Here is a 24,513-nt window from a genome sequence, read left to right on the forward strand (position 1 = left end):
ATATTGACGGGATCTCGTCAGAGATGTCCCTCAAAATGGCGGGAGCACGCCCTAGCGGTCGTCGCCTCCGGGGCCGATATCGTCCAGGTATTCTTCGTCAATTGCGGCCTGAACTGCACCAGTTACAGCATCACGCTGTTTCGGGGTCAGATCCTCGGCTTCTTTTCCATCCGCCAGCCTCACCGTGACCTCGCGGTGGGCAAACTTGATACCCTCACGCGCAAAGAGTTCGCGAATTTCCTGATAAACCTTCTTTCGTACCAGCCACTGGTCACCCGGTTTGGTCATGAACTTAACCCGGATGATCATCGCGGAATCCTGCATCTCGATCACACCCTGAGATTTCAGCGGCTGGATGAAATTGTCGCCAATCACAGGATCGGTCAGCAGCTGTTGTCCCAGCTTCTTGATCAGCTTGCGCACCTTCTCGACATCTGTGTCATAGGTCACGCGCAAGGGCAGTTTCATGATGACCCAATCGCGCGAATAGTTGGTCAGCACCTTGATCTCACCAAAGGGAATGGTGTTCAGTGCACCCAGGTGATGACGCAGTTGCATGGACCGGACCGAGATCTTCTCGACCGTGCCCTTTACATCCCCGATGTCGATATATTCGCCTTTGCGGAACGCATCATCCAACAGGAAAAAGGCGCCCGAAAAGATATCACGCACAAGTGTTTGCGACCCAAAACCAACGGCCAAACCTACTACACCAGCGCCAGCAAACAGCGGGCTGACATTGATGCCCAGCTCCATCAGAACAATCAGAACAATCGTGACGACGACGACAGCCAGAATTGCACCCCGGAACAGGGGCAGCAATGTTGCCAGACGGCTTTGCCCACCCTCGCCGCCTTCATCGCCCAGTTCCGCTTCTGTACCGTCATCGACCTCTTCGGCAATCTTGCTGTCTATCCAGATTCGGAAGAAGTGGAACAGGATATAGCCGATGAAGATGATGACCATCACATCCAGCGCACGTTCGACCGGCAGGTCCTGGCTCCAGTCCGCGTCCGGGTACCAGATGACCACAAGCGCATAAGCTCCGATCACAAAGGCCAGAATTCCGGCCACCCGACGGGCCAGATCTTCGTAGGTGAGAAGGTATTGCTTTCTCTGCTCGGCCTCAGGTGTTTCCAACGGCACGATGTCGTCTTCGCCAGCCGCAGCTTCTTCGTTTATTTCGTCGATCTTGCGGGTTCGATCAAAGTACCGTTCCAGCAGATAGTTCATCGCGCCATAGGCGATGACGACGGACATGAAGATCAGGTAACTGCTTGCAATCAGCGGAAGTGGCGTCGGATTCTCGAGCGCCAAATCAACGGCCAAACGGAACCAACTGAACACGACATAAACGATAAGAGCAGGCGCCCAGCCAAAGGACACGAAACGCAAGAGAAACGATACCTGATCTGATGCGCGCCCTCCCCGGATCGCATTCGAAATGGCCCGGGCATTGAACAAGATCATCAGAACATTGCCCAACGCACCAAGCATCGTGAGCCCGCCATAAACCATAGCATAAACGTTATAATTCAGGCCAAAATCCGCGACCCATGTTGCAAACAAAACAACCGAGATGTCGTAGGTCGCCAAAGCCGACGCCCAGATGTACAGCCTGCGCGCGTTCTTGTCGGAAAACGGCGGCAGGCGGTATTGGCTCAGATAGGGAGACAGAACCATCCGCCACAGATCGGATACAGTACGCGCCAAGAAGAACGCGGTGAAAATGGCTGTAACCGTAAACTGGATCGAGATGTCCTCGGCCTCGCCGAAGAACAGATACCCAACAATCAGCGCCATAAGCATGGCAAAGATCGTGCCACCAATCCCCATCAAAAAGCGGAAGACAAGGAACGGCATCTTTTCGCGGTATCCAACAGGGTCATCTTTGACCCGGGCCACAACCCAACGCCGAGCAAAGCGTTTGCCGTAAATCTCGATCGACAGCCAACGCCCCAACAGCAGGAAGAGGATGTTCCAGCCCAAGACCTCGACATAAGTCTGGATACGCCCGTCAGGGCTGGTCTGACGCAGAATATACTGCACTTCGAACACCGAATAAGGCAGCGCCTCGAGCCGTGATTGCATGGACTCACGGAACTTCGAGAACCGCTCCTGCGCCTTCATCAGTTGCGATCCGTCGCTCATAGGGTTGTTCGACCCACCGCCGTTTTGGGTGGGGCTTGCCTCGGCGTCGCCTGCTGTAGTTACGACCTGGCCGGTGCTGTCGATGACAATCACACTTGCGCCCGCCTCGCTGGCGGCGCGTATCGCAGCGGCAAGATCGCTTTCAGGTGCGGGCTCGGACGCGCTGCCCGTTCCGGCACCGTAACCTGGAATCAAGGATGATTGCGCCGAGACGCTGACCGGAAATGCCAGAACGAAAGACCACAAAGCCCATACGAGCGCGGCCAGAAAGGTATGTTTCATAGGGTCTTGTTTCCAGTTTTTCCGATGCAGTGCAGAATAAAGAAGCGTCGCGGGCAGTTCAAACACTCGCACGCCCCCGTTTCAAGAACATGTTCTGGCGTGTTCTCGGCGCACAAGCGATTTGCGCCTGTTTCCAATCCAGTGGAAATTGAATATGACGTTAGCAAAGGTTGCGGGCGTCCCATATGTTGGTGATTTCTTTGGTCCTTTTGCGATCCTTTCCAAGCTTTGGTGCGATATGTCTCTAATTCTTCAATATGATGTTGCCAAATCGCAATGCTTGGAACATTTGCGGGGTCGCATTTCTGCCTTTGGCAAGCACAACAAAAAAATATACGATAACGCTTGCGAACGCGCGGATTTCGCATCGAGATCAAGAAGACGGGCAATTCTATGAGCCTTGGCACCACCAACTCAAAACCGGACCGCGCGCCGCGTATCCTGTTTTACAGCCACGACACGTTTGGACTGGGCCATTTGCGCCGGTCGCGGGCTTTGGCTGCTGCGATCACCCAAGCCGACCCAAGTGCGTCAGCGCTTATCCTGACCGGATCTCCGGTGGCGGGTCGTTTTACGTTTCCGCGCCGCGTCGATCACGTGCGTCTGCCCGGTGTGACCAAACGCGCCGATGGATCCTACGCCGCACGCACGATTGGAATGGGTATCGACGAAGTGACTGAGCTGCGATCGGGCCTGATACAGACGGCGGTTCAGCAATTCGACCCCGATGTGCTGATCGTCGATAAGGAACCAACCGGGTTCCGGGGCGAACTATTGCCGACGTTGAACTATCTCGAACGAAACTGCGGCACGAAACTGGTGCTTGGGCTGCGTGACGTTCTGGACGAGCCCGAAGTGTTGGCCGCCGAATGGGCCCGCAAAGAGGCCGTTGAAGCGACCGAACGGTTCTATCACGAAATCTGGGTCTATGGGTTAAAGTCGATCTATGACCCCACCCAGGGCTTACCGCTGAGCCCTGCCGCACAATCCCGCATTCATTGGACGGGATACCTGCGTCGGGATCTTGGCCCTGTAGGCGAGTCACCCGAACAGCCTTATATCCTGATCACCCCCGGTGGTGGCGGCGATGGCAAGGCGATGGTGAACCTTGTTCTATCCGCTTACGAGAAAGACCCAAATTTGTCGCCGCGCGCTGTTCTGGTATACGGCCCCTTCCTGTCCGGCGAATTGCGCGAGGATTTCGAAGCGCGCGTTGCGGCACTGAACGGTCGAGTAACCGCAGTTGGGTTCGAATCCCAGATCGAAACGCTGTTTGCAGGGGCTGAAGGCGTTGTTTGCATGGGCGGCTACAACACCTTTTGCGAGGTTCTGTCCTTCGACAAACGCGCCGTCATCGTCCCACGTACCACGCCCCGGCTGGAGCAGTGGATTCGCGCCTCTCGCGCGGAAGAGCTGGGCTTGGTCAAAATGCTGGACGAACACCGTGACGGCCTGACCCCCGAGGCGATGATCGCCGCGATCCAAAACCTGCCCAAACAATCCTTGCCATCGCAGGCCATCCAGACCGGTTTGTTGGACGGGTTGGATTACGTCACCGATCGCATCGACGATCTGCTGGCCTGGGAACAGGAACGAGCCACCGGATGACTTCAGATTCCCCTAATTTGGCAGTTGTGGTCAAAGGCTGGCCGCGACTGTCCGAAACGTTTATTGCGCAGGAACTTGTCGCCTTGCAGGACGCGGGTCACCAGTTCGACATCTGGTCGTTGCGGCACCCGACAGATACCAAACGCCATCCCTTGCACGACCGCTTCGCCGGACAAGTCCACTATTTGCCTGAATACCTTTATCAGGAACCACAGCGTGTGTGGGCAGCGCGGGCGATTGCGCAAACCCTGCCCGGCTATGCCGAGGCTTACCGGATCTGGCGGCAGGACTTGCGTCGCGACCCAACACCAAATCGCATCCGGCGCTTTGGGCAAGCCTGTGTTCTGGCCGCCGAACTACCCCCGGAAGTTCTGGGGCTTTATGCGCATTTCATGCACACGCCGTCCTCGGTTGCCCGATATGCGGCCATTATGCGTGGACTGCCATGGAGTTTCTCTGCCCACGCTAAAGACATCTGGACCTCACCGGAATGGGAAAAGCGTGAAAAGCTGCAGGCTGCGACCCATGGCGCCACATTCGGTGCCACCTGCACAGCCATTGGGGCCGAGCATTTGCGGGGCCTGGCAGACGATCCAAATCGTATGGACCTGATCTATCATGGTCTTGACCTGTCACGGTTTCCAGACCCGCCGACGCGTACTTTGCGCTCCGCAAACGGTCCCTTCCATATGATCTCTGTCGGGCGACTGGTTGAGAAAAAGGGGTTCGATCGGCTGATCGCTGCTTTTGCCTTACTGCCGGAAACTCTGGACTGGCATTGGACCCATATCGGCGGTGGCGGTTTGGGCGATGCCTTGCGGGCTCAGGCCCGCGTGGCTGGTATCGCGGATCACATCACCTGGAAAGGCGCCTGTGATCAGCCCGAAGTGATCGAGGCGATGCGAAAGGCAGACCTGTTTGTGCTCCCCAGCCGCATTGCGGCAGATGGCGACCGTGACGGGCTGCCGAATGTTTTGATGGAGGCTGCATCTCAGCGTTTGCCGATCCTTTCCACCCCGGTCTCGGCAATCCCGGAATTCATCGAAACCGGAACGCACGGCATCCTGTCCAGCGACGACCCGAGCGCGCTGGCAGCAGCCATTGAATCACTGGCCAACAATCCGCAACAAGCAGCCCAAATGGCGCTTGCGGCTTATGATCGCCTTATAGCCGAGTTTCGGATGGACCCGGGCATCGTCCAGCTCTCGAAGCGACTAAACGCCATGTGCATGGAAACCGCATGATGGCACAGGTCGCATTTTATGCACCGATGAAACCCCCCAATAGCCCGACTCCTTCGGGCGACCGCGAAATGGCGCGGAACCTGATCAAGGCCCTTGCTGCCGAAGGCGACACGGTTGATCTGGTTTCAGACCTCAGGATTTACGACAAGCGCGGTGATATGGACCTGCAACATGCCTTGCAGCGTGCGGCAGACAAGGAAGCACAGAGATTAGTCACCGACCTGCCCTCGGACACGGCTCTGTGGGTGACATATCACAATTACTACAAAGCCCCCGATTTGTTGGGTCCGAAGGTCTGCAAGGCGCGCGGCATCCCTTATGTACAGTTGGAAAGTACCCGCGCATCCAGCCGGTTGACCGGACCCTGGGCTGAGTTTGCCGCCGCAGCACATCGGGCCTGCGATGCTGCCGATGTCATCTTTTACCACACCGCCAACGACCTGATCACATTGGAACGGGACCGCTATGGAGATCAGGACTTGATCGAATTGCCGCCCTTTTTGCCGCAACCCGAGCTACCCCCTGCAACCGTTGGCAACGGCCCGATGCTGACCGTTGGCATGATGCGCCACGGGGACAAGCTGGCCTCTTACCAAATCTTGGCAGACGCGCTTACGTTTCTGACAGGTGAGTGGCATCTGAACATTGCCGGGGATGGTCCCGCACGACCAGAAGTCGAGGCATTGATGGCCCCGTTCGGAGAAAAGGTCAGCTTTTTGGGTCTACTCGACCGCGATGCGCTGCAAGCGGCCTATGAACACGCCTCTGTGCTGGTTTGGCCCGGTGTGAACGAAGCTTATGGGATGATTTACCTTGAAGCACAGGCTGCGAGCGTACCGGTGCTTGCACAAGATCGACCAGGTGTGCGGGATGTGCTGGCCCCTGCAACTTACCCGTCGGTCGACGCCGGGGCGCAAGGCTTTGCAGACCGTCTGCAAACTCTGCTGGAGGACGCATCGCTGCGCCGCTCCCTCGGCGCGGCTGCTCAGGCGTACGTGGCTGACCGTCATCTTATGCCACAAGCCACTGCCCGCCTTTGGGCAACTCTCCGCCCGTTACTGAAGGATTTGCCATGACCAGGCTTGCGCTGCTTCGCCACGGGCACACACATTGGAACCGCGCCGGTCAGATACAGGGCCGCAGCGACATTCCCCTGGACGATGACGCGCGCTCAGAACTGTCAGGCTACTGCCTGCCACACGAATGGGCACAGGCTGACATCTGGTCCAGCCCGCTGCAACGGGCCAATGAGACCGCCCAAATCGTCTCGGGTCGCAGCCCGCAAATGTCAGACGCGCTGACCGAGATGAACTGGGGCGATTGGGAGGGTCAGCGCGGCGTTGATCTGATCGCTGACACAACAAGCGGTTACAAGCATATCGAAGATTGGGGTTGGGATTTCCGCCCGCCAAACGGTGAAAGTCCGGCTGACGTTCGTGACCGGTTGCGCCCCTGGCTGTCCGCGCTGCAAAACGATGCGGTGGCTGTCTGCCATATCGGCATCATGCGGGTCATACTGGCCCAAGCTTGGGGTTGGAATTTCGAAGGTCCTGCCCCCTTCAAGATCAAACGCAATCGGCTGTATATCGTCGATATGAACACCATGACCGCTGACCCCGATCCCATACGCCTGCCAACACGCGAGACCTTGTCATGAAGGTGATGATCATTGTCACCCACCTGCTGGGAACAGGGCATCTCAGCCGCGCTTTGACCCTTGGTCGTGCATTTCGGGATGACGGTCACGAGGTCATGGTGGTGACGGGTGGAATGCCTGCACCGCAGCTGGATAGCCGCGGGATGACGTTGTTTGGGCTGCCCCCTTTAAGGTCGGACGGCACCAATTTCACCCGCTTGCTGACCGAAACCGGCGAAGAGGCTGATGCCGCCTATCGTGAGGCGCGGATGACGGCTCTTGTACAGGCTGTAAAAACGTTCCAGCCACAGGTGCTGATCACCGAGCTTTATCCCTTTGGCCGTCGATCGCTGGCCGCCGAATTCGGCGCAGCGTTGGAAACGGCAACAGAGCTGCCGGTACGTCCGGTTGTTCTGGGGTCGATCCGAGATATTCTGGCCCCGCCCTCGAAACCAGCGAAAGCAGAACGCGCGGACGACATCGTAAAGCGTTACTATGACGGCGTACTGGTTCATTCGACCGAAAGCGTAACGCCCTTATCCGTCAGCTGGCCAGTATCAGATCAACTGGCGGGCCGGTTACACTATACCGGTTTTGTCGCACCTACGTTGCCCCAACCCCACCCGGATTTGGTGGGTGAAGATGAAATTTTGGTCAGCGCAGGCGGCGGGTCCGTAGGACAGCCGATCTTTTGTGCGGCCATCGAGGCAGCCCGCCAGATGCCCAACACGCGTTGGCGCCTGTTGGTCGGAGGGACGGATGCAAAGGCGCGGATTGCCGAACTGTCGGAACAGGCCAAAGGCACCTCGGTCATCCTTGAACCTGTGCGGCCCGATTTTCGTCAGATGCTGCCGCTTGCGGCAGCGTCGGTCAGCATGTGCGGCTACAACACCGCTATGGATATTCTGCAAAGCGGTACACCAGCGGTATTTATCCCCTTCGATGATGGCAAAGAGGTTGAACAAGGTCTGCGCGGGCAGAGCTTGTCGGGATTGTCAGCAATCGAAGTGCTGGAAAGTCAGTCTCTGAGCGGGGCCGCACTTGCGCAAGCGGTCGAACGCATCATTGCTGATGGACCCCGCGCAAAACAAGATCTCGGCTTTGACGGCGCCGCCCAAAGCGTGCGCATCGCCAAGCGCCTGTTGGAGCAGCGCGCATGACCCCCGACTGGCACCCTCTGGACACCGAGCTGGACCTCTGGCGGGTTTCGGGTTTGTCGTTTCCGCTCTGGTGGCGTGACGATGACGCCATCGCTCCGACGCCGCAGCTCGACCGGTTGGCTGATCTGTCTTCGCAATTGGATGTGCCCTTGCATCTGGCCGTGATTCCCAACGGCGCAACCCCGGCGTTGGCCGAATATATTGCGGACCGACCCTCTTTGATCCCTGTGGTTCACGGCTGGGCACATGTGAACCACGCACCAGAGGGAGAGAAGAAGGCTGAGTTTCAACTGCATCGACCGCTGGACCAAATGGTTGATGATGCAAAGGCAGGAATGGCCCGTCTTGGTGATCTGTTCGGGGACGACATGCGGCCTATGTTCGTCCCCCCTTGGAACCGCATCGCGCCCGAGATAGCTGCGCAGCTGCCCGATCTGGGCTTCCGCATTCTATCCACTGCAACACCGCGCAAAACACCTTTTCCCGCACCGGGGCTGGAACAAATCAACACCCATCTTGACCCGATTGACTGGCGCGGCACACGCAGTCTGATCAACCCCGACATCCTGATCAAGCAGACAGTTGATCTGTTGCGCGATCGGCGCGAAGGACGTGCTGACAACGCTGAACCATTTGGCATATTGACCCACCATCTGGTCCATGATCAGGACATCTGGACCTTTACCGAGGCCCTGCTGCGCAAATTGTTGAACGGCCCGGCCACGGTGTGGGTCGCACCCAGGAACGAATAAGGACACAACCATGAGCCGACTGGATTCCATGCTGCGCCGGCTGACGGCTCAACGCGACGGTTTGAACTGGGCAGCCCAGCGTATCAGCGGCCAGCCAGGCGATGTGCTGGATATGGGTTTGGGAAATGGCCGGACCTATGACCACCTGCGTGAAATCCTGCCAGAGCGCCGGATCTGGGTGATGGACCGGGTCCTGCAATGCCACCCGGACAGCACCCCTCCGGCCGAAGATTTCCTGCAAGGCGAGGCCGAGCCGATGCTTAAGAAACTGGCAGAGAACGGGCACAGGGTCGCACTGGCACACTACGATTTCGGACGCGGGATCAAGCACGAGGATGTCGCCGAAGCCGCGCGGCTCAGCCCATTGATTGCGCAAGTCATGCAGCCCGGCGGTTTGCTGATCTCGGGGCAGCCCCTCGTCGGCTTCAACCAGATCAAAGGGCCCGAGACGATCGCCCCGGACCGATACCTGTTCTATACCGCCTGATCACGCCACGCGCCGACCGCGCGCCCAGACCGAGCTCAGGGCCGGTACTCCAGCCCGCATCCGAAAACGGATGACATCGGCTCGCGCATTGGCGCGCAACTCCCCCCGATCTTCTAGCCCCGCGGCCAGCGCGGGGGCCAGAGTGACCGTTTTCATACCGCGGGCCATATCATCCCACATCTCGCCCAGCATGGCCGCCGACAACAACAGGGCCGACGGCACATAGTCCGACGACATGATGTCCAAATGCCCAAGTTCGGCCAACTCGCGGGCTGCGACGTTGCCCGAATGCGAGCCACCGCGAATGATGTTCGGTGCCCCCATCATGACCTTGATATCGTGATCGTGACAGGCACGCGCTGCCTCAACCGTGGTCGGAAACTCAGCCAGTCGGATACCGTGACCTGCCGAGACTTTCACCTGATCTTCGGTCGTATCGTCATGGCTCGCCAGAACCGCCCCAAAGCGGCGCGCGGCCTTGACGGTCTCAACCTCATGCACATCGCCATTACGGTCGCGAAGGCCCTTTAGCTGGGCCACATGCTGCAGGAATGTATCATCGTCCATCGCATGTTTGCCCTTCATATACGCCTCAAGCTTGATCATGTCGCGGAACTGCCGCTGTCCGGGTGTGTGATCCATGATGGACACAAGACCAACCCGGTCCTCTGGCCCGAACTCATCCAGCTCTTCGACCAACGTCTCGGAACACACCTCGGCCCGCAAATGCAGGAAATGACTGATCTTCAGCGCATCCTGTTCCCGCAAATCCCACAATTCCTGCGACAGGCCACGTGCATACTTTCCATATCGCGCTGCTCCTGACGGGATCGATCCGACCCGCATGGCGTCAAACACGGTCGTGATCCCGGTACTGGCCAACTCCGCGTCATGCGCAAGGATCGCAGCGGCATGAGGCCAGTCTACCTTTGGACGGGGTTGAATGTGACGCTCCAGGTTATCTGTGTGCAACTCGACCAGACCAGGGCTGACAAAGTCGCCTTCGCAGTCGATGGCTCCAGACGGAACCGCGTTTCCAGTGTCGATCTCGGCTATGGTCTCGCCCACAATCCGAACGCTGCCGGTTACGGTTTCATTCGGCAACACAAGCGTGGCATTGGCAAGGATCAAGTCTTCTGTCATCTGAACTTCACACAGTTTGAGGTAGTGGAAGGCCACGCAATAGGAGGCCAATGTGACATTCACGCGATACGCGATTTATTTTGCGCCACCCGCAGCGGCGGAGTGGACGAAATTCGCAACCAGCTGGCTGGGTTGGGACATGGAAACCGGCACGTTGGTAGCCCACCCGATTGTCGGGGAGATCGACGTTGCCGCCGTCACGAACGTACCGCGCAAATACGGGCTGCACGCGACGCTGAAACCACCCTTCCGACTGCGTGAAGGCCAGACCTTCGACGCCCTGCACGCAGCTTGTGGATCGCTCGCTTCCAACCAGCCCAATGTCACGCTGGATGGCCTCGAGATCGCCCGGCTTGGCCGGTTTCTGGCACTGCTCCCGATGGGTGATACGCAAGCGTTGAACTCCCTGGCCGCCACGTGCGTTCAGACGTTGGACGGTTTTCGGGCACCCCCATCCGAGGTTGAACTGGCCCGCCGCCGCGCCGCCGGTTTGACCCCAGAGCAGGACGCCAATCTGGTTCAATGGGGCTATCCTCATGTGCTGGACGCGTTTCGCTTTCACATCACGCTGAGCGGCAAGCTGGATAAACCGACCCTTCGGGCCACCCAAGTGGCGCTGCAAACCCATTTGGCCCCGTTGCTGCCGCAGCCTTTCCAGATCACCGATCTGGCCCTGATGGGCGAGGCTGAGGATGGGCGGTTTCACCTGATCCATCGCTACGCGCTTTCCGGTTGAAGTTGCGCGAGGATCTCGGCGACGGTGTCTTCCAGTGCGCCGGAGTTGTCGACTTCGATGACGCGGTTCAATCCGTCGGGTAAAGGCGCTTTGGCACGGCCCAACCGCCGCGCCTGTTCCGTCGCGCTTTCCCGCCCCCTTGCGGACAAGCGCTGCGCCAGAACATCAGCTTCGGCAGTCAGGGAAATCACGATCAGATCGCCGAAAACCTCCTGCGCCTGAACCAATACCTTTCTTGATAGGTTGACCAGAACAGCATCTGCCTCGTTTCGCTGTCGTGTGATCTCGGTCGGAACACCGTAAAACAAGCCATGCGCAGGCCAGCTCAACGCAAAAGCCCCGGCCCGTTCCATCTGCTGAAACGTCGCGACGGAAACCCGGTCGAAATCCTCGCCCTCTTCCCCTTCAGGACGGGTAATCACGCGCCTCAGGCGTTGGATGCCCGATGCTTGGGCCACCAACGCTTGCATGACGCTGTCTTTACCGACACCCGAGGGGCCGACAACCGCTATGACCGGAGCAAGCGTCATGCAGCCAGCCCCGGTGTAAAATCCGAAACATTGACCTCGCGGTCACAAACCCGCTTACGCGCTTCAATGTCGTGGAAAATCCCAACAATCGCCGCACCACGATGCTTTGCCTCTTCAATCAGAGACAACACGGTTTCCCGGTTCTGCGCATCCAGGCTCGCCGTCGGCTCATCCAAAAGCATCGCGGGATACTCATGTGCAAAGCCGCGCGCAATGTTCACCCGCTGCTGTTCACCGCCAGAAAAGGTCGTGGGGCTCAGGGTCCACAAACGCTCGGGGATGTTCAGCCGTTTCAGCAACCCGGCCGCCTTGTCCAGCGCAATTTGCTTGTCCGCACCTATGGCCAGCAGCGGCTCTGCCACCACTTCCAGCGTCGGCACCCGAGGCACAACCCGCAGAAACTGGCTGACATAACCCAACGTATCGCGACGCAGCGACAGGATCTGGCGCGGTTCGGCTTTCGCGACGTCCAGCCCTCCGACCAGCACCTGACCAGAAGCGGCCAGATAGTTGCCATAGATCACCCGCATGAGCGTGGACTTACCAGCACCGGACGCCCCCGTCAGAGCAATACATTCCCCCGGCTCAACCTTCAGCGACGCACCTTGCATCACCGGGATCACAGCACTGCCCTGATTATGCAGGGTAAAGCTTTTGCTTACATCGATCAGTTCAATCATCGCTTCATCTTTTCCCAAATACTCAAACCTGAAGGACGCTGGACACAAGCAGCTGCGTATAGGCGTGCTGAGGGTCGTCCAGCACCTGGTCGGTCAACCCAGCTTCGACCACATGACCGCTTTTCATCACCATCAGCCGGTCCGCCAACAGACGCACCACGGCCAAATCATGCGTCACGATGATGGCGCTCAGCCCCATCTCACGCACCAGACCACGCAACAAATCCAGCAAGCGCGCCTGAACGGATACGTCCAGACCACCGGTCGGTTCATCCATGAACACCAGCCGAGGGCCCGTCACCAGATTGCGCGCGATCTGCAGACGTTGCTGCATCCCGCCAGAAAACGCGCTGGGGCGATCGTCCACACGGGCTGCTTCAATCTCGACGCGGCCAAGCCAGTCGATAGCCTTGTCCCGAATATCGCCATAGTGCCGATCACCGACGGCCATCAGCCGCTCACCAATATTGCCGCCCGCGCTGACAGACATCCGCAGCCCGTCGCGTGCGTGTTGATGCACAAAGGCCCAGTCAGTGCGGCCGAGCATTCGGCGTTCCGGTTCGGACATGGTGACTGTGTCTACCGGTCCGTCCACGCGGGTATCAAAGATCACCTGCCCAGCGTCCGGTTCCAGGTGCCCGGCCAGACAGTTGAGCAAGGTCGATTTGCCGGACCCACTTTCGCCGACGATCCCCATCACTTCTCCGGGGTAGAGATCGAAGTTCACATCTGTGCATCCGATCCGCGCGCCATAGCGTTTTTCGATGCCCTTGACTTGCAACAGGGGGGTCATGCTGCGTTCTCCTCAGCCAGTCGGCCCACGTGGCCTGTTTCGCGGCGCGACCGACAATAATCGGTGTCGGAACAGACAAACATCCGGTTCCCTGCATCATCCATGATGACCTCGTCCAGATAGCTGTCCTCGGCCCCGCACAGATCGCAGAGATGGTTGGCTTTGGTGGCCTCAAACGGGTAATCCTCGAAATCGAGGCTCACGACCTTGGTATGCGGAGGCACTGCATAGATACGCTGTTCCCGCCCTGCACCAAACAATTGGATCGCGTCCATCTCGAGCTTTGGGTTGTCGAATTTCGGGATCGGAGACGGATCCATCACATACCGCCCGGATACTTTGACCGGATAGGCATAAGCGGTTGAGATCGCACCGTGCTGGCTGATGTCCTCATACAATTTGACATGCATCAGCCCGTATTCTTCAAGGCTGTGCATTTTGCGCGTCTCGGTCTCGCGCGGCTCCAAAAAGCGCAGAGGTTCCGGGATCGGCACCTGATAGACGATGATCTGGTCTTCACGCAGCTTCGCTTCGGGGATGCGGTGGCGGGTCTGGATGACAGTGGCTTTTTCCGTCTCTTCCGTGGTGGAGACGCCAGCGGTGTTCTCAAAGAACTTGCGGATCGACACTGCGTTGGTGGTGTCGTCTGCGCCTTGGTCGATCACCTTGAACGTATCCTCGGGCGTCAGCGTCGCGGCCGAGACCTGAACGCCACCCGTCCCCCAGCCATACGGCATCGGCATCTCGCGGCTGGCGAACGGCACCTGATACCCAGGCACAGCCAGACCCTTCAGGATCGCCCGACGGATCATCCGTTTGGTTTGTTCGTCCAGGTAGGCGAAATTATACTCGCTCATAGGAAACCTCTTTCAGTCAACGCGCTTTCCAGCGCTTGAGGCGTCGTAAAGTGGATGCCATCCATGCCAACGGCGCGCGCGCCGTCGACGTTGTGCAGCCCGTCGTCGATGAAAATGCAGTTTTTAGGCGCAAGCCCGGCTCGCTCACACAAGCGATGAAAAATCTCGGGTTGCGGCTTCAAAAGCTTTTCCTGACCAGAGACTACCGTCACGCCGAAGACGTCGCCCAACTCGGGATGCGCGCCAACACCAACCGGCCATGTTTCCGCCGACCAGTTTGTAATCGCGTGAACCTGCGTGCCCTGTTCTTTCAATCGATAGAGCAGCTGCCAGGTTCCTTCGATCTTTTGCGGAACGGTCATGGCATAGCGCTCAACATACACACTCAGGCGCCGTTGGTCTTCGACGTCATCCAGTTCTGACGCCAGATCGGCGAAGTTCTCGCCGCCATCCGCCCTCAGATTGCGATCCTGAAAATCGATGCGGGTCAGGAACTCTGCCACGGCCTCGCGGCTGCCCATCTCGTGCAACCATGCCAGATGCGGATCCCATCGGATCAGCACATTCCCGATATCAAAAACGACGGCCTTCATTCTGCGGCCTCCTTTGGCGTAATGCGTTCTTCAGCCTCGCGACGCAGTTTGCGGACCAGCTCCAGCTCAGACTGGAAGTCGACGTAATGCGGCAGTTTGATATGCTCGAGAAAGCCAGTGGCCTGAATGTTATCCGCATGGCTCAGGACAAATTCTTCGTCCTGCGCGGGTGCACCCAGATTGTCTTCGCCCAGTTCTTCCCAACGCAGCGCGCGATCGACCAAAGCCATCGCGATGGATTTTCGTTCGGACTGACCAAAGACAAGACCATAGCCACGTGTGAACTGTGGTGGTTCTGTCTTCGAGCCCGTGAACTGGTTGACCGTCTCACATTCGGTTAGTTCAACCTCACCGATATCAATGGCGAAACCCAGCTCGGGGATCTCCATTTCCACCGCGACCTTGCCGATCCGAAGCTCTCCGACAAACGCATGGTTGCGGGCGTAGCCGCGCTGGGTGGAATAGGCCATGCCCAGTACAAAGCCCTCGTCCCCACGGGTCAGTGATTGCAAGCGCAGCGGTCGGTTTGACGGAAACTCCATCGGCTCGCGGGTCAGGTCGCCCGGGGTGTCATCGCTGGCGGGTTCATCCTGAATGATGTCCTCACCTTTCAGGAACTCGGTGATATGGGGCGTCGGTTCCTGACGTGCCGTGCCTTCGGGTGCCTTAGGGGCTTCACCATCAGCAGCCAGCTTGAAATCCAGCAAACGGTGCGTGTAGTCGAAAGTTGGCCCCAGAACCTGCCCCCCCGGCGCATCCTTGAACGTGGCCGAGATCCGACGGTCACACGCCATCTCAGAGGTCTCGACCGGGTTGGAATAGCCAAAGCGCGGCAGAGTCGTACGGTAAGCACGGACCAGAAAGATCGCTTCGATCAGATCGCCACGCGCCTGTTTGATCGCCAGCGCTGCAAGGTTGGGGTCGAATAATGACCCCTCGGCCATCACCCGGTTCACGGCAAGGCTCAGTTGTTCGCGGATCTGCGCAAGGCTCAGTTCCGCCACATCAGTCGCGCCCCGGCGTTCTTCGGCCAGCCACGTATGGGCGTTCTCGATGGCTTTTTCGCCCCCTTTGACAGCTACATACATCGCTTAGCCCTCTGTCCTGATCTGCGTGCTGCGCGGCAGGGCCGCGATCTTGTCACCGCAGGTAAAGAAGAAATCGCACCCCAGCGGATACAGCATCGCATTGTATTGAAGCGCTGGAACATCCGGCAGAGACAACCGCGCGGTGTCCTTGATCCCAGGGCCGCTCAGAATGGCACCGCTTTGCTCAAGCTGGTCGCATTCTACAATTAGGGTCGCAGACCGGTCCGGGTATTCCGGCGTGCCAATACGATAGGCGTTCAAGGGACCTAGTGCGCCCCACGTACCAACGGCGAAATCAGCGTTGCCCGCAGACACAATCGGCGCGCCCGTGTGGAAGGTCAGCCATTTGCACACCGCATCGGTGTCAGCATCACCCGCCAAATAGACCTTTGTTTCGGGATCGCACAGCGTCAGCAAGAGCGTGCCTGCTGCCATGGACAAAGGCGCAGGGGGTTCAGTGCCCATGAGGGTGTGGATTTCACCCGGGCGCGCCATGACGGTCATGGCCGCACGAAACGCGTGGGCGGCCTGGACAGGTGCGTTTTGAAAGCCCCCGGAAAACTGTGTTTGCGCGGCCATCAGTCTTCCCCCCGGACCAGCGTGAAAAACTCGACCTTGGTGGCAGCTGCCTTGGCGGCGCGTGTCATCTTGGCCGCTTGAATTTGTTGCTGCAATGGGTCGAGCAATCGGGCCTGCAGATCATCCGCCGCCGGTGTCTGCATCATGGCATCAATCAACGCTGCGGCTTCGGCCTTAGGCTTGGATCTGCCCTGCACATATCCGTGACCAACCGTGCCATCCTGCAGCACGACCGAACAGCGCGTGACGGTCATTTCACCCAGATTGAACGGCGCTCCGGTAGCTCCGGTGCGACCTCTCACCATGACGCCACCCACTTCGGGGCTGCGCAGCCACTCAAAGCTTGGGCGGTCCTGAATGCCATCCCATAGCGTCATCAACGCATCGTCCGGCGCACGGGCCAGCAGACCCATCCATTCCTTCCGCGCCTGCGTCGCGATTTCTGTCTGATTTGTCATCAAAGCCTCTTGGCCGGGTTGTCTACATGAACTATACAACTAGACAAATATTACCCTTTAGGCATCCGAGTCGCAATCCGCGATGGTGTGAAGATTTGATGACATGAGCAAAACGCCGATCTGGAAAAGCATCGCCCTGCGCCTGACCTCGGACATCGCCGAAGGGCGCTATCAAACCGGAGATCGCCTGCCGACCGAAGCACAATTGGCTGCCACTCATGGCGTAAATCGCCACACTGTGCGGCGCGCGTTGGCAGACATGTCGGAACAAGGTCTGGTCCACGCCAGGCGCGGCGCAGGCGTGTTCGTGGCAGCACGACCAACGGACTATCCAATCGGCAAAAGGGTGCGATACCACAAAAACATCTCGGCCAGCGGTAAGATGCCGGGCAAGAAAATCCTCGCGCTGACCACACGCGCAGCAGATGAAGCCGAAGCCGAAGCCTTGGGTTTGGACAAAGGTGATCCGGTGCATGTCTATGACGGCCTGTCATTGGCGGACGGGCAGCCTGTGGCCGTGTTTCAAAGCGTTTTTCCAGCCGCACGTTTTCCCGACCTGTTACAGACACTGACTGAAACGCAATCGGTCACAAAAGCTCTGCAAGCTAGCGGCATCGCGGATTACACACGCATCTCGACCCGTTTGACAGCGCGCGGGGCAACGGCGACACAAGCCTTACAGCTCCAGCTGTCCGAAGGGGCCCCGGTTCTGTTCTCGGTTGGCGTGAACGCGGACCCAGATGGCCAGCCCGTTGAATATGGGCGAACCGTTTTCGCGGGTGAGCGGGTCACACTGACCCTGAACGAAGACTAGACCCCCACAGGGGGTTTTCGGTTTTTGGATCTGCAGGAACAGGGTTACGCGTATTTTTCCAGAAACGCCTCGGCACTTAGCGTGCGAAAGTCGGGCAAAGCCGCACGAAGTTTCGGGTTGTCCCAATCCCACCATGCAAGCTGTTCCATGCGATCGGCCACGATCTCGGGGAACCTTCTGCGCAACATCTGCGCCGTCACACCCGCGACAATCGTGTAGGGCGGTACGTCTTTGGTAACCACTGCACCCGAGGCAACCACGGCACCATTGCCGATCGTGACCTCGGGCTTGATAATCGCAGCGTGTCCGATCCAGGTGTCATGCCCGATCCGGGCGGTGCGACTGGCGCGATGAGCGAACCAATCCGCATCATCTTCGGCATCGTCCCAATAGTCGGCGGAACGATAGTGAAAATGATGCAGCGAGGCCTTGTCCATCGGATGATCTGTCGCCCCGATACGAGTAAAGCTTGCTATATTTGCGAACTTTCCAATTTCGGCATTGGCAATATCGCAGGTCCGGTCGCAATAGGAATAATCGCCCCAAACCGAGTTCGCCACTCGGCTGCCAGCACCAATCTCGACATATGCGCCAAAGCTGCTGTTGGTGATCTGACAATCATTATGAATATACGGCTGATCAGCGCGCAGTCGTGCCATTGAATGTCCCCATCTTTGTTCAGGGCAACAGGAATGTCTTGCGTGCAGCATCACGCGGCTTGCGTTTTTTACCCGCTTCGCCCTGGATCAACCGTTTGCGCAACCAACCCGAGAACCAGTCCATCAACATGACCATCAGGATGATCAGGATGATGTAGTAGGCGACCTCTTCCCAATCCTTTTGCGTGATGATTGCCTGCGTCAGTAGAAGGCCAATACCGCCGCCTGTGATTGCGCCAATCACCGTCGCGCTGCGGGTGTTGGATTCCAGAAAATACAACAACTGGCTCAACAAAACGGGCGTGACTTGCGGAATGACCCCAAATCGGTATCTCTGCGGCGCATTTGCTCCTGTGGACTGAACGCCCTCTATCTGCTTCTGGTCCACATTCTCCAACGCTTCCGAGAAGATCTTGCCAAAGGTCCCGGTGTCGGTCACCAGTATGGCCAGCGCGCCTGTCAAAGGTCCGGGACCAAAGGCGCGGGCCAGCACCACGGTCCAGATCAAGGCATCCACACCGCGCACAAAGTCGAACACGCGACGCGTTGCAAAGCGGATGGATTTCATCGGATTGAAATTGCGCGTCGCAAGGAAGGCCAGTGGCAACGCGACCATGGCCGCGCCCAGCGTGCCCAGAAACGCCATCAGGATCGTCTCGAATATCGCCCAGGCCACATCCTGATGCCGCCACATCTTGTTGGTCCAGAAGTCATTAAAAATTGCACCCGCCTCACCCGACGCAGCGCGTCCGACCAGTTCGGGGACCGACTTGCCATAATAGGGGCTGTCGAGCGTGAACCAGAACAGCTCCCACCCGGTGAAATAGCGAAACACTTCCGACCGATTGCGTGTGACGGTCAGACGGCCCGCATCCGTCTTGATTGCCAAGCGGTTCTTGGAGACATTGATCCACTCTGGCACGTCACCCGCAGGCAACTCGGCCTGTACACCAGCCGAGCGGCTGGGTGTTGCCCGAATAGTTCCATAACCGGGGATGTCATATTCGATCGTTTCCGGCCCGAACCGCACCACGTGGCCGTCTTCCAGATCGATCACGGTTGTCTCGCCCAGCGTCACCCAATCCGGGGCCTGACCTTCAGGATACGCGCCCTTGCGTTCGCCCTCGATCGCGGCCGAAACCTCGCCGGTGCGGTTGTCACGCTCGATATGCGTCTTGTAGCTATAGCTGTCTGACACAAGCGTCTTGCCGTTTTCCCAATTCGCACGCGCTGCAAGGCCCGGAACGTCAAAAGCAAAGAAGACGTAGACCAGATAGACAAGCACCAGCGCGGGCAGCCCGAAATTCATCAGTCTTTTGCGACTGAACAGACGGTCTGCTTCGGCTTTGAGCTCATCGACGGTCAGATTGGTTGCGAAGGTGCTCATACCGAGGCTCCTTTTTCCGACCCATGAGTCAGACGGTCGCGCAGGACACCGGACAGCTGGTCCACGACGACGATTGTTGCAAAAAGCAGAAGGAAAATGGCTGCGGCCTCATCGTACCGCCCCTGTCCCCAGGACATGGCGTTGCGCAGCTCATAACCCAGACCGCCAGCGCCAACAAAACCCAGGATGGCCGAGGCGCGAATATTGATTTCGAACCGCAGCAACGCATAGCTGACATAGTTGGGACCGACCTGTGGGATCACGCCCAGATACATGCGTTGCGACCAGTTCGCACCCACCGAATGCAGGCCCTCGACCGGCTTGAGCGAGGCGTTTTCGTTGACTTCGGAGAACAGCTTGCCCAGCGCACCCGCTGTGTGAATAGCAATGGCGATCATTGCCGGCACCGGACCACCGCCCAAGATGAAAATCAGTACAAGTGCGATCACAATCTCGGGGACGGCACGGCACACATCTGCAATTCGGCGAAACAAAGGGATCAAGGCGGGCCAAAGTGCCATGCCGCGCGTCGACATCAGGGCCAGAAACGTACCTGCAATCGCACCGATCAAGGTCGAAGCGGCCGCGATATTCAGTGTTTCGATCAGTGCGGGGAAAAAATTGGCCAGGTTTTCCGGCAGCGCGCCGATTTTTTCCCACGCCTCGGCCAAAACCTCAGCGGGGTAGTCGAAAATACGCGTCCAGCCATCGCGGAAACTGCCAGCGTTGCGGTCGTCAGCAACACGAAAGCCCGAGGCCATAACGGCAACGAACAGGATCAGGAGGATACCACCATAGACCCTTTTGCGGCGCGTCATCGCCGTATAGTCATCGCGGATCTGGTCGACGGTTGGGGACCCAGCGGTCAGGTCTGTCATGGCATGCTCCTGGGTGGAAAAACGGGGCCCGGATTTTCTCCGGACCCCGATCATTGGGTATGCAGGCTTAGTTGGACTTCAGCTTACGGGCTTCGATGATGACTTCGTAGGCATCATGCGTGATCGGCTCGAACGCTTTCGCCTCACCTGCGGCAACGCCGTAGAAGCAGTCGCGGTCTTTCTCGTGCAGGCCAGCCATCAGGGCTGTCATCTTTTCTTTTACATCCGCAGGCAGCGCTGTACGCAGAACAACCGGACCTTCAGGGATCGGCTTGGATTTCCAGATTTCAACCATGTCGTTCATGTCGACCAGACCGGCATCAACTGCACGGCGCAGCGCGCCCGAGTTGTATCCGTCTTCCCAGTTGCCAAGACCATCGGCCCAGGTAACACCACCATCAACATCACCATTGTTGACCGCGACGATGGTCTGCTCGTGACCTCCGGTGAACTTCACTTCACCAAAGTAGTCGCCTGAGTCCATGGTGGCACCGGTGGCCTGCGGGATTTCGATGGACGGAATCAGGTAGCCCGAGGTCGAGTTCGGATCACCAAAGCCAAAGGTCTTGCCTTTCATGTCTTCCAACGAGGTGATGCCGCTGTCCTTGCGGGCAAAACCAACCGAGTAATACCCGTAACCGCCGTCGACGTTCACCTTAACCAGAACCGGCTCAACCGCTTCGGGATCGCTCAGGTAAGTTTTGGCGTACCCCGACGCGCCCAACCATGCCATGTCGATGGTGCCGCCCAGCAGACCCTGGATCACACCGTTATAATCGGCAGGCGCAAACAGCTTGGTCTCAACACCCAGCGTTTCTTCGGTGTATTCACGCAGGCATTCGTTGTTGTTCAGACGGTCCTGAGCGTTCTCACCGCCCAGAATGCCAATGCGGAATTCGCTGATGTCCTGTGCCATGGCCGGTGCGGCCAACGCAGTTGTCGCCGCAAGGGCAGCAATCAGTTTTTTCATCTGTCTCTCTCCAGTTTGATTGCCCCGGCCTTTCATCGGGCCGGGCGATGAAAGGGGGTTGGTGGCTCAGATGGTCGCTTCCGCTTCCATCAGGGCCTTCTGGGTGGCATCCAGAGTTTCGATCTCGGTCGATGTCGCCTCTTCCGAGAAGCTGGCATCGGCACCATAGATTTCACGGGCAACACCGGTTGTCAGTTGTTCAGGTAGCCCGTCAAAGACGATGCGCCCGTCGCGCATTCCGACCACGCGATCACAATAACGGCGTGCTGTATCCAGCGTGTGCAGGTTGGCGATGACGGTGCGGCCATCCTCTTCGTGGATACGCCGCAGAGCCTGCATCACCACCTGCGCGTTCATCGGGTCCAGCGAGGCGATGGGCTCGTCCGCCAAAATAATCTTGGGGTCCTGCATCAAGGCGCGTGCGATAGCGACGCGCTGTTGCTGCCCACCAGACAAAGCTTCGGCGCGTTTGGGCGCGTGTTCGGCGATTCCCAGACGATCCAGAATATCAATTGCGCGATGGATGTCTTCCATTGGGAACAGGTTGAACATGGTGGCCAGGGTTGAATGGTGGTTCAGCGTGCCATGCAAGACGTTCGAGACAACATCCATACGAGGCACCAGGTTGAACTGCTGAAAGATCATGGCGCAGTCAGCTTGCCAGGCACGCTTTTCGCGGCCCTTCAGCTGGGTAACGTCACGACCTTCAAACAGGATCTGACCGTCGCTGGAATCCGTCAGCCGGTTAACCATCCGCAGCAGGGTCGACTTGCCTGCACCCGACCGTCCGATGATCCCAATCATGCATGGCTTGTCTACATCCAGCGTCGCGGCGTCCACCGCAACGTTATCGCCAAATCGCTTGGTCAGTTTCTTGATATGCAGCACGAGCCACCCCCAAATGATGTTGGCGGTCAGCTACAGATGCCATTCAACGGATATGTGTCAGCGTGGTGAAAGTTTTGTAACGGACCAGCCGTCGCAGGGGCTATCTATCCCCCTGCCCCGCAGGTATACGCTTCGGCGACTCTTTTTCTGATACGAGGCCGTCATGAGCTTTGACCGCACCATCAAGATCGCTCCGTCGATCCTGTCCGCCGATTTCGCCAATTTCGGAGCAGAGATTCAGGCCATCGAGGCACAAGGCGCAGATTGGGTTCATGTGGATGTCATGGATGGCCATTTCGTTCCGAACCTGACCTTTGGCCCACCTGCGGTTAAAGCCTTTCGGCCGCACGTGAAAACCGTGATGGATGTGCACCTGATGATCACCCCGGTTGATCCTTACATCCAGGCGTATGCCGATGCCGGAGCGGACATTCTGACTGCACATGTCGAGGCTGGTCCGCATACACATCGCACCTTACAAGCGATCCGCGCCGCTGGCATGAAAGCCGGTGTCGCGCTGAACCCTGGCACCCCTGCCGAGGCGGTCGAGCATCTGCTGGACCTTACCGATCTGGTCTGTGTGATGACCGTAAACCCGGGCTTCGGTGGTCAGAAATTCATCGACATGACCGGTAAGGTGCGCAAACTGCGCCAGATGATCGGCGACCGCCCTGTGCATATCGAGATCGACGGAGGCGTCGACCCAAATACCGCCCCGCTGGTTGCAGCAGCAGGAGCGGACGTGCTGGTCGCCGGGTCGGCGGTATTCAAGGGCGGATCGGTAGACGCGCCTGATGTCTACGGTGAAAATATCCGTGCCGTTCGTGCAGCGGCCGAGGGTGGGTTCTCCTAAGCACTACATTTCCGATCGAGGGTTCTGGTACTGACCTCGGTACCGGAACCCTGCGACCCAACGTCTTTCAGCGCAAGTTTGCGTTGAAGAATTCGATGGTCCGTGACCAGGCCAGTTCGGCGGCGTCTTCATCATAGCGCGGCGTTGAATCGTTGTGAAACCCGTGATTTACGCCCGGATAGATATGCGCAGTGAAGTTTTTGCCGTGCTCCTTCAAAGCCGCTTCGTAATCCGGCCACCCGGCATTCACACGTTCGTCAAGCTCGGCATATTGCAGAAGCAGAGGCGCCTGGATCTTCGGCACGTCCGCAGCACTGACCTGACGACCATAAAACGGCACAGAGGCTGCCAGTTCGGGATAAGCCACTGCCATCGCGTTGCAAACGCCTCCGCCGTAGCAGAACCCGACGCACCCGACACGGCCCGTTGTTTCCGGATTGTCAGCAAGAAATTCGTATGCGGCAAAGAAATCGTTCATCAACTTTTCACGGTCGACCGTACGCTGCAGTTCTCTGCCGTCTGCGTCGTTGCCCGGATACCCCCCACCGTGGTCAACCCGTCAGGCGCAAGGGCAATGAAACCAGCTTTGGCCACACGCCGCGCAACATCTTCGATGTAAGGGTTCAAGCCCCGGTTTTCGTGCACAACAACAACCGCAGGTACTGATCCCTCGGTATTTGAGGGCCGAACCAGATAGCCGCGCACCTCGCCATGCCCGTTTGGCGAAGGGTACCTGATGTACTCAGGCAAGATATTGGGATCGGTAAAACTGACTTGCTGAGCGTGCGCATAGTTGGGTGACAACATCTGCAACAACGTGGCCGCCGTTAGCCAGCCCACTGCGAATTTGGCGGCACTGTCCAGAAACTCCCGCTTGGTGATCCGTCCATGCGCGTAATAGTCGTAGAGATCCAATAGCTCTTGATCGAAATCGGCGGCGGTCATACGCCGAGATGGACTCTGGTCATTCATGGCGTTCTCCCTGTTGAAACTCACATTGTCCGATTGCCTAAGTAGCGTAGCACAAATCCAGCGATCTTAGCCGGTGAAAGGATGTGAATGTTCAAATTGTCGAGAGCTTGGCAAGGGTACCAAAAAACTGAGCCTTTCCGAAAAAGAAAAAAGCCGCCCCTTAGTGGGACGGCCTTCTTTAGTTTTTCACCGAGTTGCTCCTGGCAGATTTTCTTCTGGAAAATCGCCAGCCGCAACCAGGCGCGACAAGCGCGCCTTACTCAATGATTTTCGACACAACGCCGGCGCCGACGGTGCGGCCGCCTTCGCGGATCG

General features: G+C 58.2%; 25 protein-coding genes and 1 pseudogene. 10 read left to right on the forward strand and 16 right to left on the reverse strand.

What is annotated here, in order from left to right:
- Positions 1-51: 51 nt before the first annotated feature.
- Entirely contained in the window at positions 52-2,433 is a 2,382-nt protein-coding gene (locus GOV91_RS10040; RefSeq protein WP_171235392.1) for a mechanosensitive ion channel family protein, read from the reverse strand.
- A gap of 393 nt (positions 2,434-2,826) precedes the next feature.
- Between GOV91_RS10040 and GOV91_RS10045 the strand changes: the two genes are divergently transcribed.
- The 7 genes from GOV91_RS10045 to GOV91_RS10075 are packed head-to-tail and all read left to right on the forward strand — an operon-like array spanning position 2,827 to position 9,320.
- Positions 2,827-4,041: a glycosyltransferase family protein gene (locus GOV91_RS10045; RefSeq protein ID WP_171181516.1), complete on the forward strand. Its 1,215-nt coding sequence runs from the start codon at positions 2,827-2,829 to the stop codon at positions 4,039-4,041.
- Positions 4,038-5,285, forward strand: coding sequence for a glycosyltransferase family 4 protein (locus tag GOV91_RS10050; RefSeq protein ID WP_171181518.1), 1,248 nt, complete (start codon positions 4,038-4,040; stop codon positions 5,283-5,285). The genes GOV91_RS10045 and GOV91_RS10050 overlap by 4 nt, the downstream gene beginning before the upstream one ends.
- On the forward strand, positions 5,285-6,361 hold the full coding sequence (locus GOV91_RS10055; protein WP_171235422.1) for a glycosyltransferase family 4 protein: 1,077 nt from the start codon (positions 5,285-5,287) through the stop codon (positions 6,359-6,361). Before GOV91_RS10050 ends, GOV91_RS10055 begins: the two co-directional genes overlap by 1 nt.
- A complete protein-coding gene (locus tag GOV91_RS10060) occupies positions 6,358-6,942 on the forward strand; it encodes a histidine phosphatase family protein (RefSeq protein ID WP_171235393.1) in 585 nt (194 codons plus the stop codon). The genes GOV91_RS10055 and GOV91_RS10060 overlap by 4 nt, the downstream gene beginning before the upstream one ends.
- Positions 6,939-8,081, forward strand: a complete 1,143-nt coding sequence (locus GOV91_RS10065) for a glycosyltransferase family protein (RefSeq protein ID WP_171235394.1) — start codon at positions 6,939-6,941, stop codon at positions 8,079-8,081. Before GOV91_RS10060 ends, GOV91_RS10065 begins: the two co-directional genes overlap by 4 nt.
- Positions 8,078-8,833, forward strand: coding sequence for a polysaccharide deacetylase family protein (locus GOV91_RS10070; protein WP_171235395.1), 756 nt, complete (start codon positions 8,078-8,080; stop codon positions 8,831-8,833). Before GOV91_RS10065 ends, GOV91_RS10070 begins: the two co-directional genes overlap by 4 nt.
- Before the next feature lie 10 nt (positions 8,834-8,843).
- Positions 8,844-9,320 carry a class I SAM-dependent methyltransferase gene (locus tag GOV91_RS10075; RefSeq protein WP_171235396.1) on the forward strand — a complete coding sequence of 159 codons (477 nt, stop codon included), beginning with the start codon at positions 8,844-8,846 and terminating at the stop codon, positions 9,318-9,320.
- Here GOV91_RS10075 and GOV91_RS10080 read toward each other — a convergent pair whose 3' ends face one another.
- On the reverse strand, positions 9,321-10,463 hold the full coding sequence (locus tag GOV91_RS10080) for an alpha-D-ribose 1-methylphosphonate 5-triphosphate diphosphatase (protein WP_171235397.1): 1,143 nt from the start codon (positions 10,461-10,463) through the stop codon (positions 9,321-9,323). It lies immediately after the preceding gene.
- A gap of 52 nt (positions 10,464-10,515) precedes the next feature.
- Between GOV91_RS10080 and GOV91_RS10085 the strand changes: the two genes are divergently transcribed.
- Entirely contained in the window at positions 10,516-11,199 is a 684-nt protein-coding gene (locus GOV91_RS10085) for a DUF1045 domain-containing protein (RefSeq protein WP_171235398.1), read from the forward strand.
- On the opposite strand, the gene phnN is transcribed toward GOV91_RS10085, so the two are convergent.
- Genes phnN through phnG form a run of 8 tightly spaced genes read right to left on the reverse strand, consistent with a single transcriptional unit; the run spans position 11,181 to position 16,777 of the window.
- Positions 11,181-11,729 (reverse strand): phosphonate metabolism protein/1,5-bisphosphokinase (PRPP-forming) PhnN, encoded by a 549-nt coding sequence (gene phnN / locus GOV91_RS10090; RefSeq protein WP_171181533.1) that lies wholly within the window; start codon positions 11,727-11,729, stop codon positions 11,181-11,183. The two genes, GOV91_RS10085 and phnN, sit on opposite strands and share 19 nt — an antisense overlap.
- Positions 11,726-12,409 carry a phosphonate C-P lyase system protein PhnL gene (gene phnL / locus GOV91_RS10095; RefSeq protein WP_171235399.1) on the reverse strand — a complete coding sequence of 228 codons (684 nt, stop codon included), beginning with the start codon at positions 12,407-12,409 and terminating at the stop codon, positions 11,726-11,728. The genes phnN and phnL overlap by 4 nt, the downstream gene beginning before the upstream one ends.
- 22 nt (positions 12,410-12,431) lie before the next feature.
- Entirely contained in the window at positions 12,432-13,202 is a 771-nt protein-coding gene (gene phnK, locus GOV91_RS10100; RefSeq protein ID WP_171181538.1) for a phosphonate C-P lyase system protein PhnK, read from the reverse strand.
- The gene (locus GOV91_RS10105) at positions 13,199-14,059 is read right to left on the reverse strand and encodes an alpha-D-ribose 1-methylphosphonate 5-phosphate C-P-lyase PhnJ (RefSeq protein ID WP_171181540.1); all 861 of its coding nucleotides are present in this window, start codon (positions 14,057-14,059) and stop codon (positions 13,199-13,201) included. The genes phnK and GOV91_RS10105 overlap by 4 nt, the downstream gene beginning before the upstream one ends.
- Positions 14,056-14,652, reverse strand: coding sequence for an HAD family phosphatase (locus tag GOV91_RS10110; RefSeq protein ID WP_171235400.1), 597 nt, complete (start codon positions 14,650-14,652; stop codon positions 14,056-14,058). Before GOV91_RS10110 ends, GOV91_RS10105 begins: the two co-directional genes overlap by 4 nt.
- On the reverse strand, positions 14,649-15,740 hold the full coding sequence (locus tag GOV91_RS10115; protein ID WP_171181544.1) for a carbon-phosphorus lyase complex subunit PhnI: 1,092 nt from the start codon (positions 15,738-15,740) through the stop codon (positions 14,649-14,651). Before GOV91_RS10115 ends, GOV91_RS10110 begins: the two co-directional genes overlap by 4 nt.
- A 3-nt stretch (positions 15,741-15,743) precedes the next feature.
- On the reverse strand, positions 15,744-16,319 hold the full coding sequence (phnH, locus tag GOV91_RS10120; RefSeq protein ID WP_171235401.1) for a phosphonate C-P lyase system protein PhnH: 576 nt from the start codon (positions 16,317-16,319) through the stop codon (positions 15,744-15,746).
- On the reverse strand, positions 16,319-16,777 hold the full coding sequence (gene phnG, locus GOV91_RS10125; protein WP_171235402.1) for a phosphonate C-P lyase system protein PhnG: 459 nt from the start codon (positions 16,775-16,777) through the stop codon (positions 16,319-16,321). Before phnG ends, phnH begins: the two co-directional genes overlap by 1 nt.
- 103 nt (positions 16,778-16,880) lie before the next feature.
- On the opposite strand from phnG, the gene phnF reads away from it, so the two are divergent.
- A complete protein-coding gene (gene phnF / locus GOV91_RS10130; RefSeq protein ID WP_171235403.1) occupies positions 16,881-17,591 on the forward strand; it encodes a phosphonate metabolism transcriptional regulator PhnF in 711 nt (236 codons plus the stop codon).
- Positions 17,592-17,635: 44 nt separating this feature from the next.
- On the opposite strand, the gene GOV91_RS10135 is transcribed toward phnF, so the two are convergent.
- The 5 genes from GOV91_RS10135 to phnC form a co-directional block, all read right to left on the reverse strand.
- Positions 17,636-18,250 (reverse strand): chloramphenicol acetyltransferase, encoded by a 615-nt coding sequence (locus GOV91_RS10135; protein ID WP_171181553.1) that lies wholly within the window; start codon positions 18,248-18,250, stop codon positions 17,636-17,638.
- 19 nt (positions 18,251-18,269) lie between these two features.
- The gene (phnE, locus tag GOV91_RS10140) at positions 18,270-19,637 is read right to left on the reverse strand and encodes a phosphonate ABC transporter, permease protein PhnE (RefSeq protein WP_171235404.1); all 1,368 of its coding nucleotides are present in this window, start codon (positions 19,635-19,637) and stop codon (positions 18,270-18,272) included.
- Positions 19,634-20,515, reverse strand: a complete 882-nt coding sequence (gene phnE, locus GOV91_RS10145; RefSeq protein ID WP_171235405.1) for a phosphonate ABC transporter, permease protein PhnE — start codon at positions 20,513-20,515, stop codon at positions 19,634-19,636. The genes phnE (GOV91_RS10140) and phnE (GOV91_RS10145) overlap by 4 nt, the downstream gene beginning before the upstream one ends.
- A gap of 67 nt (positions 20,516-20,582) precedes the next feature.
- Entirely contained in the window at positions 20,583-21,485 is a 903-nt protein-coding gene (gene phnD / locus GOV91_RS10150; protein WP_171235406.1) for a phosphonate ABC transporter substrate-binding protein, read from the reverse strand.
- A gap of 66 nt (positions 21,486-21,551) precedes the next feature.
- A complete protein-coding gene (phnC, locus tag GOV91_RS10155; protein WP_171235407.1) occupies positions 21,552-22,373 on the reverse strand; it encodes a phosphonate ABC transporter ATP-binding protein in 822 nt (273 codons plus the stop codon).
- Between the two features lie 163 nt (positions 22,374-22,536).
- Here phnC and rpe point away from each other — a divergent pair, with 163 nt between their 5' ends.
- Positions 22,537-23,226 carry a ribulose-phosphate 3-epimerase gene (gene rpe, locus GOV91_RS10160; RefSeq protein ID WP_171235408.1) on the forward strand — a complete coding sequence of 230 codons (690 nt, stop codon included), beginning with the start codon at positions 22,537-22,539 and terminating at the stop codon, positions 23,224-23,226.
- 67 nt (positions 23,227-23,293) lie between these two features.
- On the opposite strand, the pseudogene yghX reads toward rpe, so the two are convergent.
- Positions 23,294-24,198, reverse strand: a pseudogene (gene yghX / locus GOV91_RS10165) (YghX family hydrolase).
- Positions 24,199-24,513: the final 315 nt, after the last annotated feature.

This window comes from Ruegeria sp. HKCCA6837 (genome assembly GCF_013034475.1).
Taxonomy (GTDB): domain Bacteria; phylum Pseudomonadota; class Alphaproteobacteria; order Rhodobacterales; family Rhodobacteraceae; genus Ruegeria.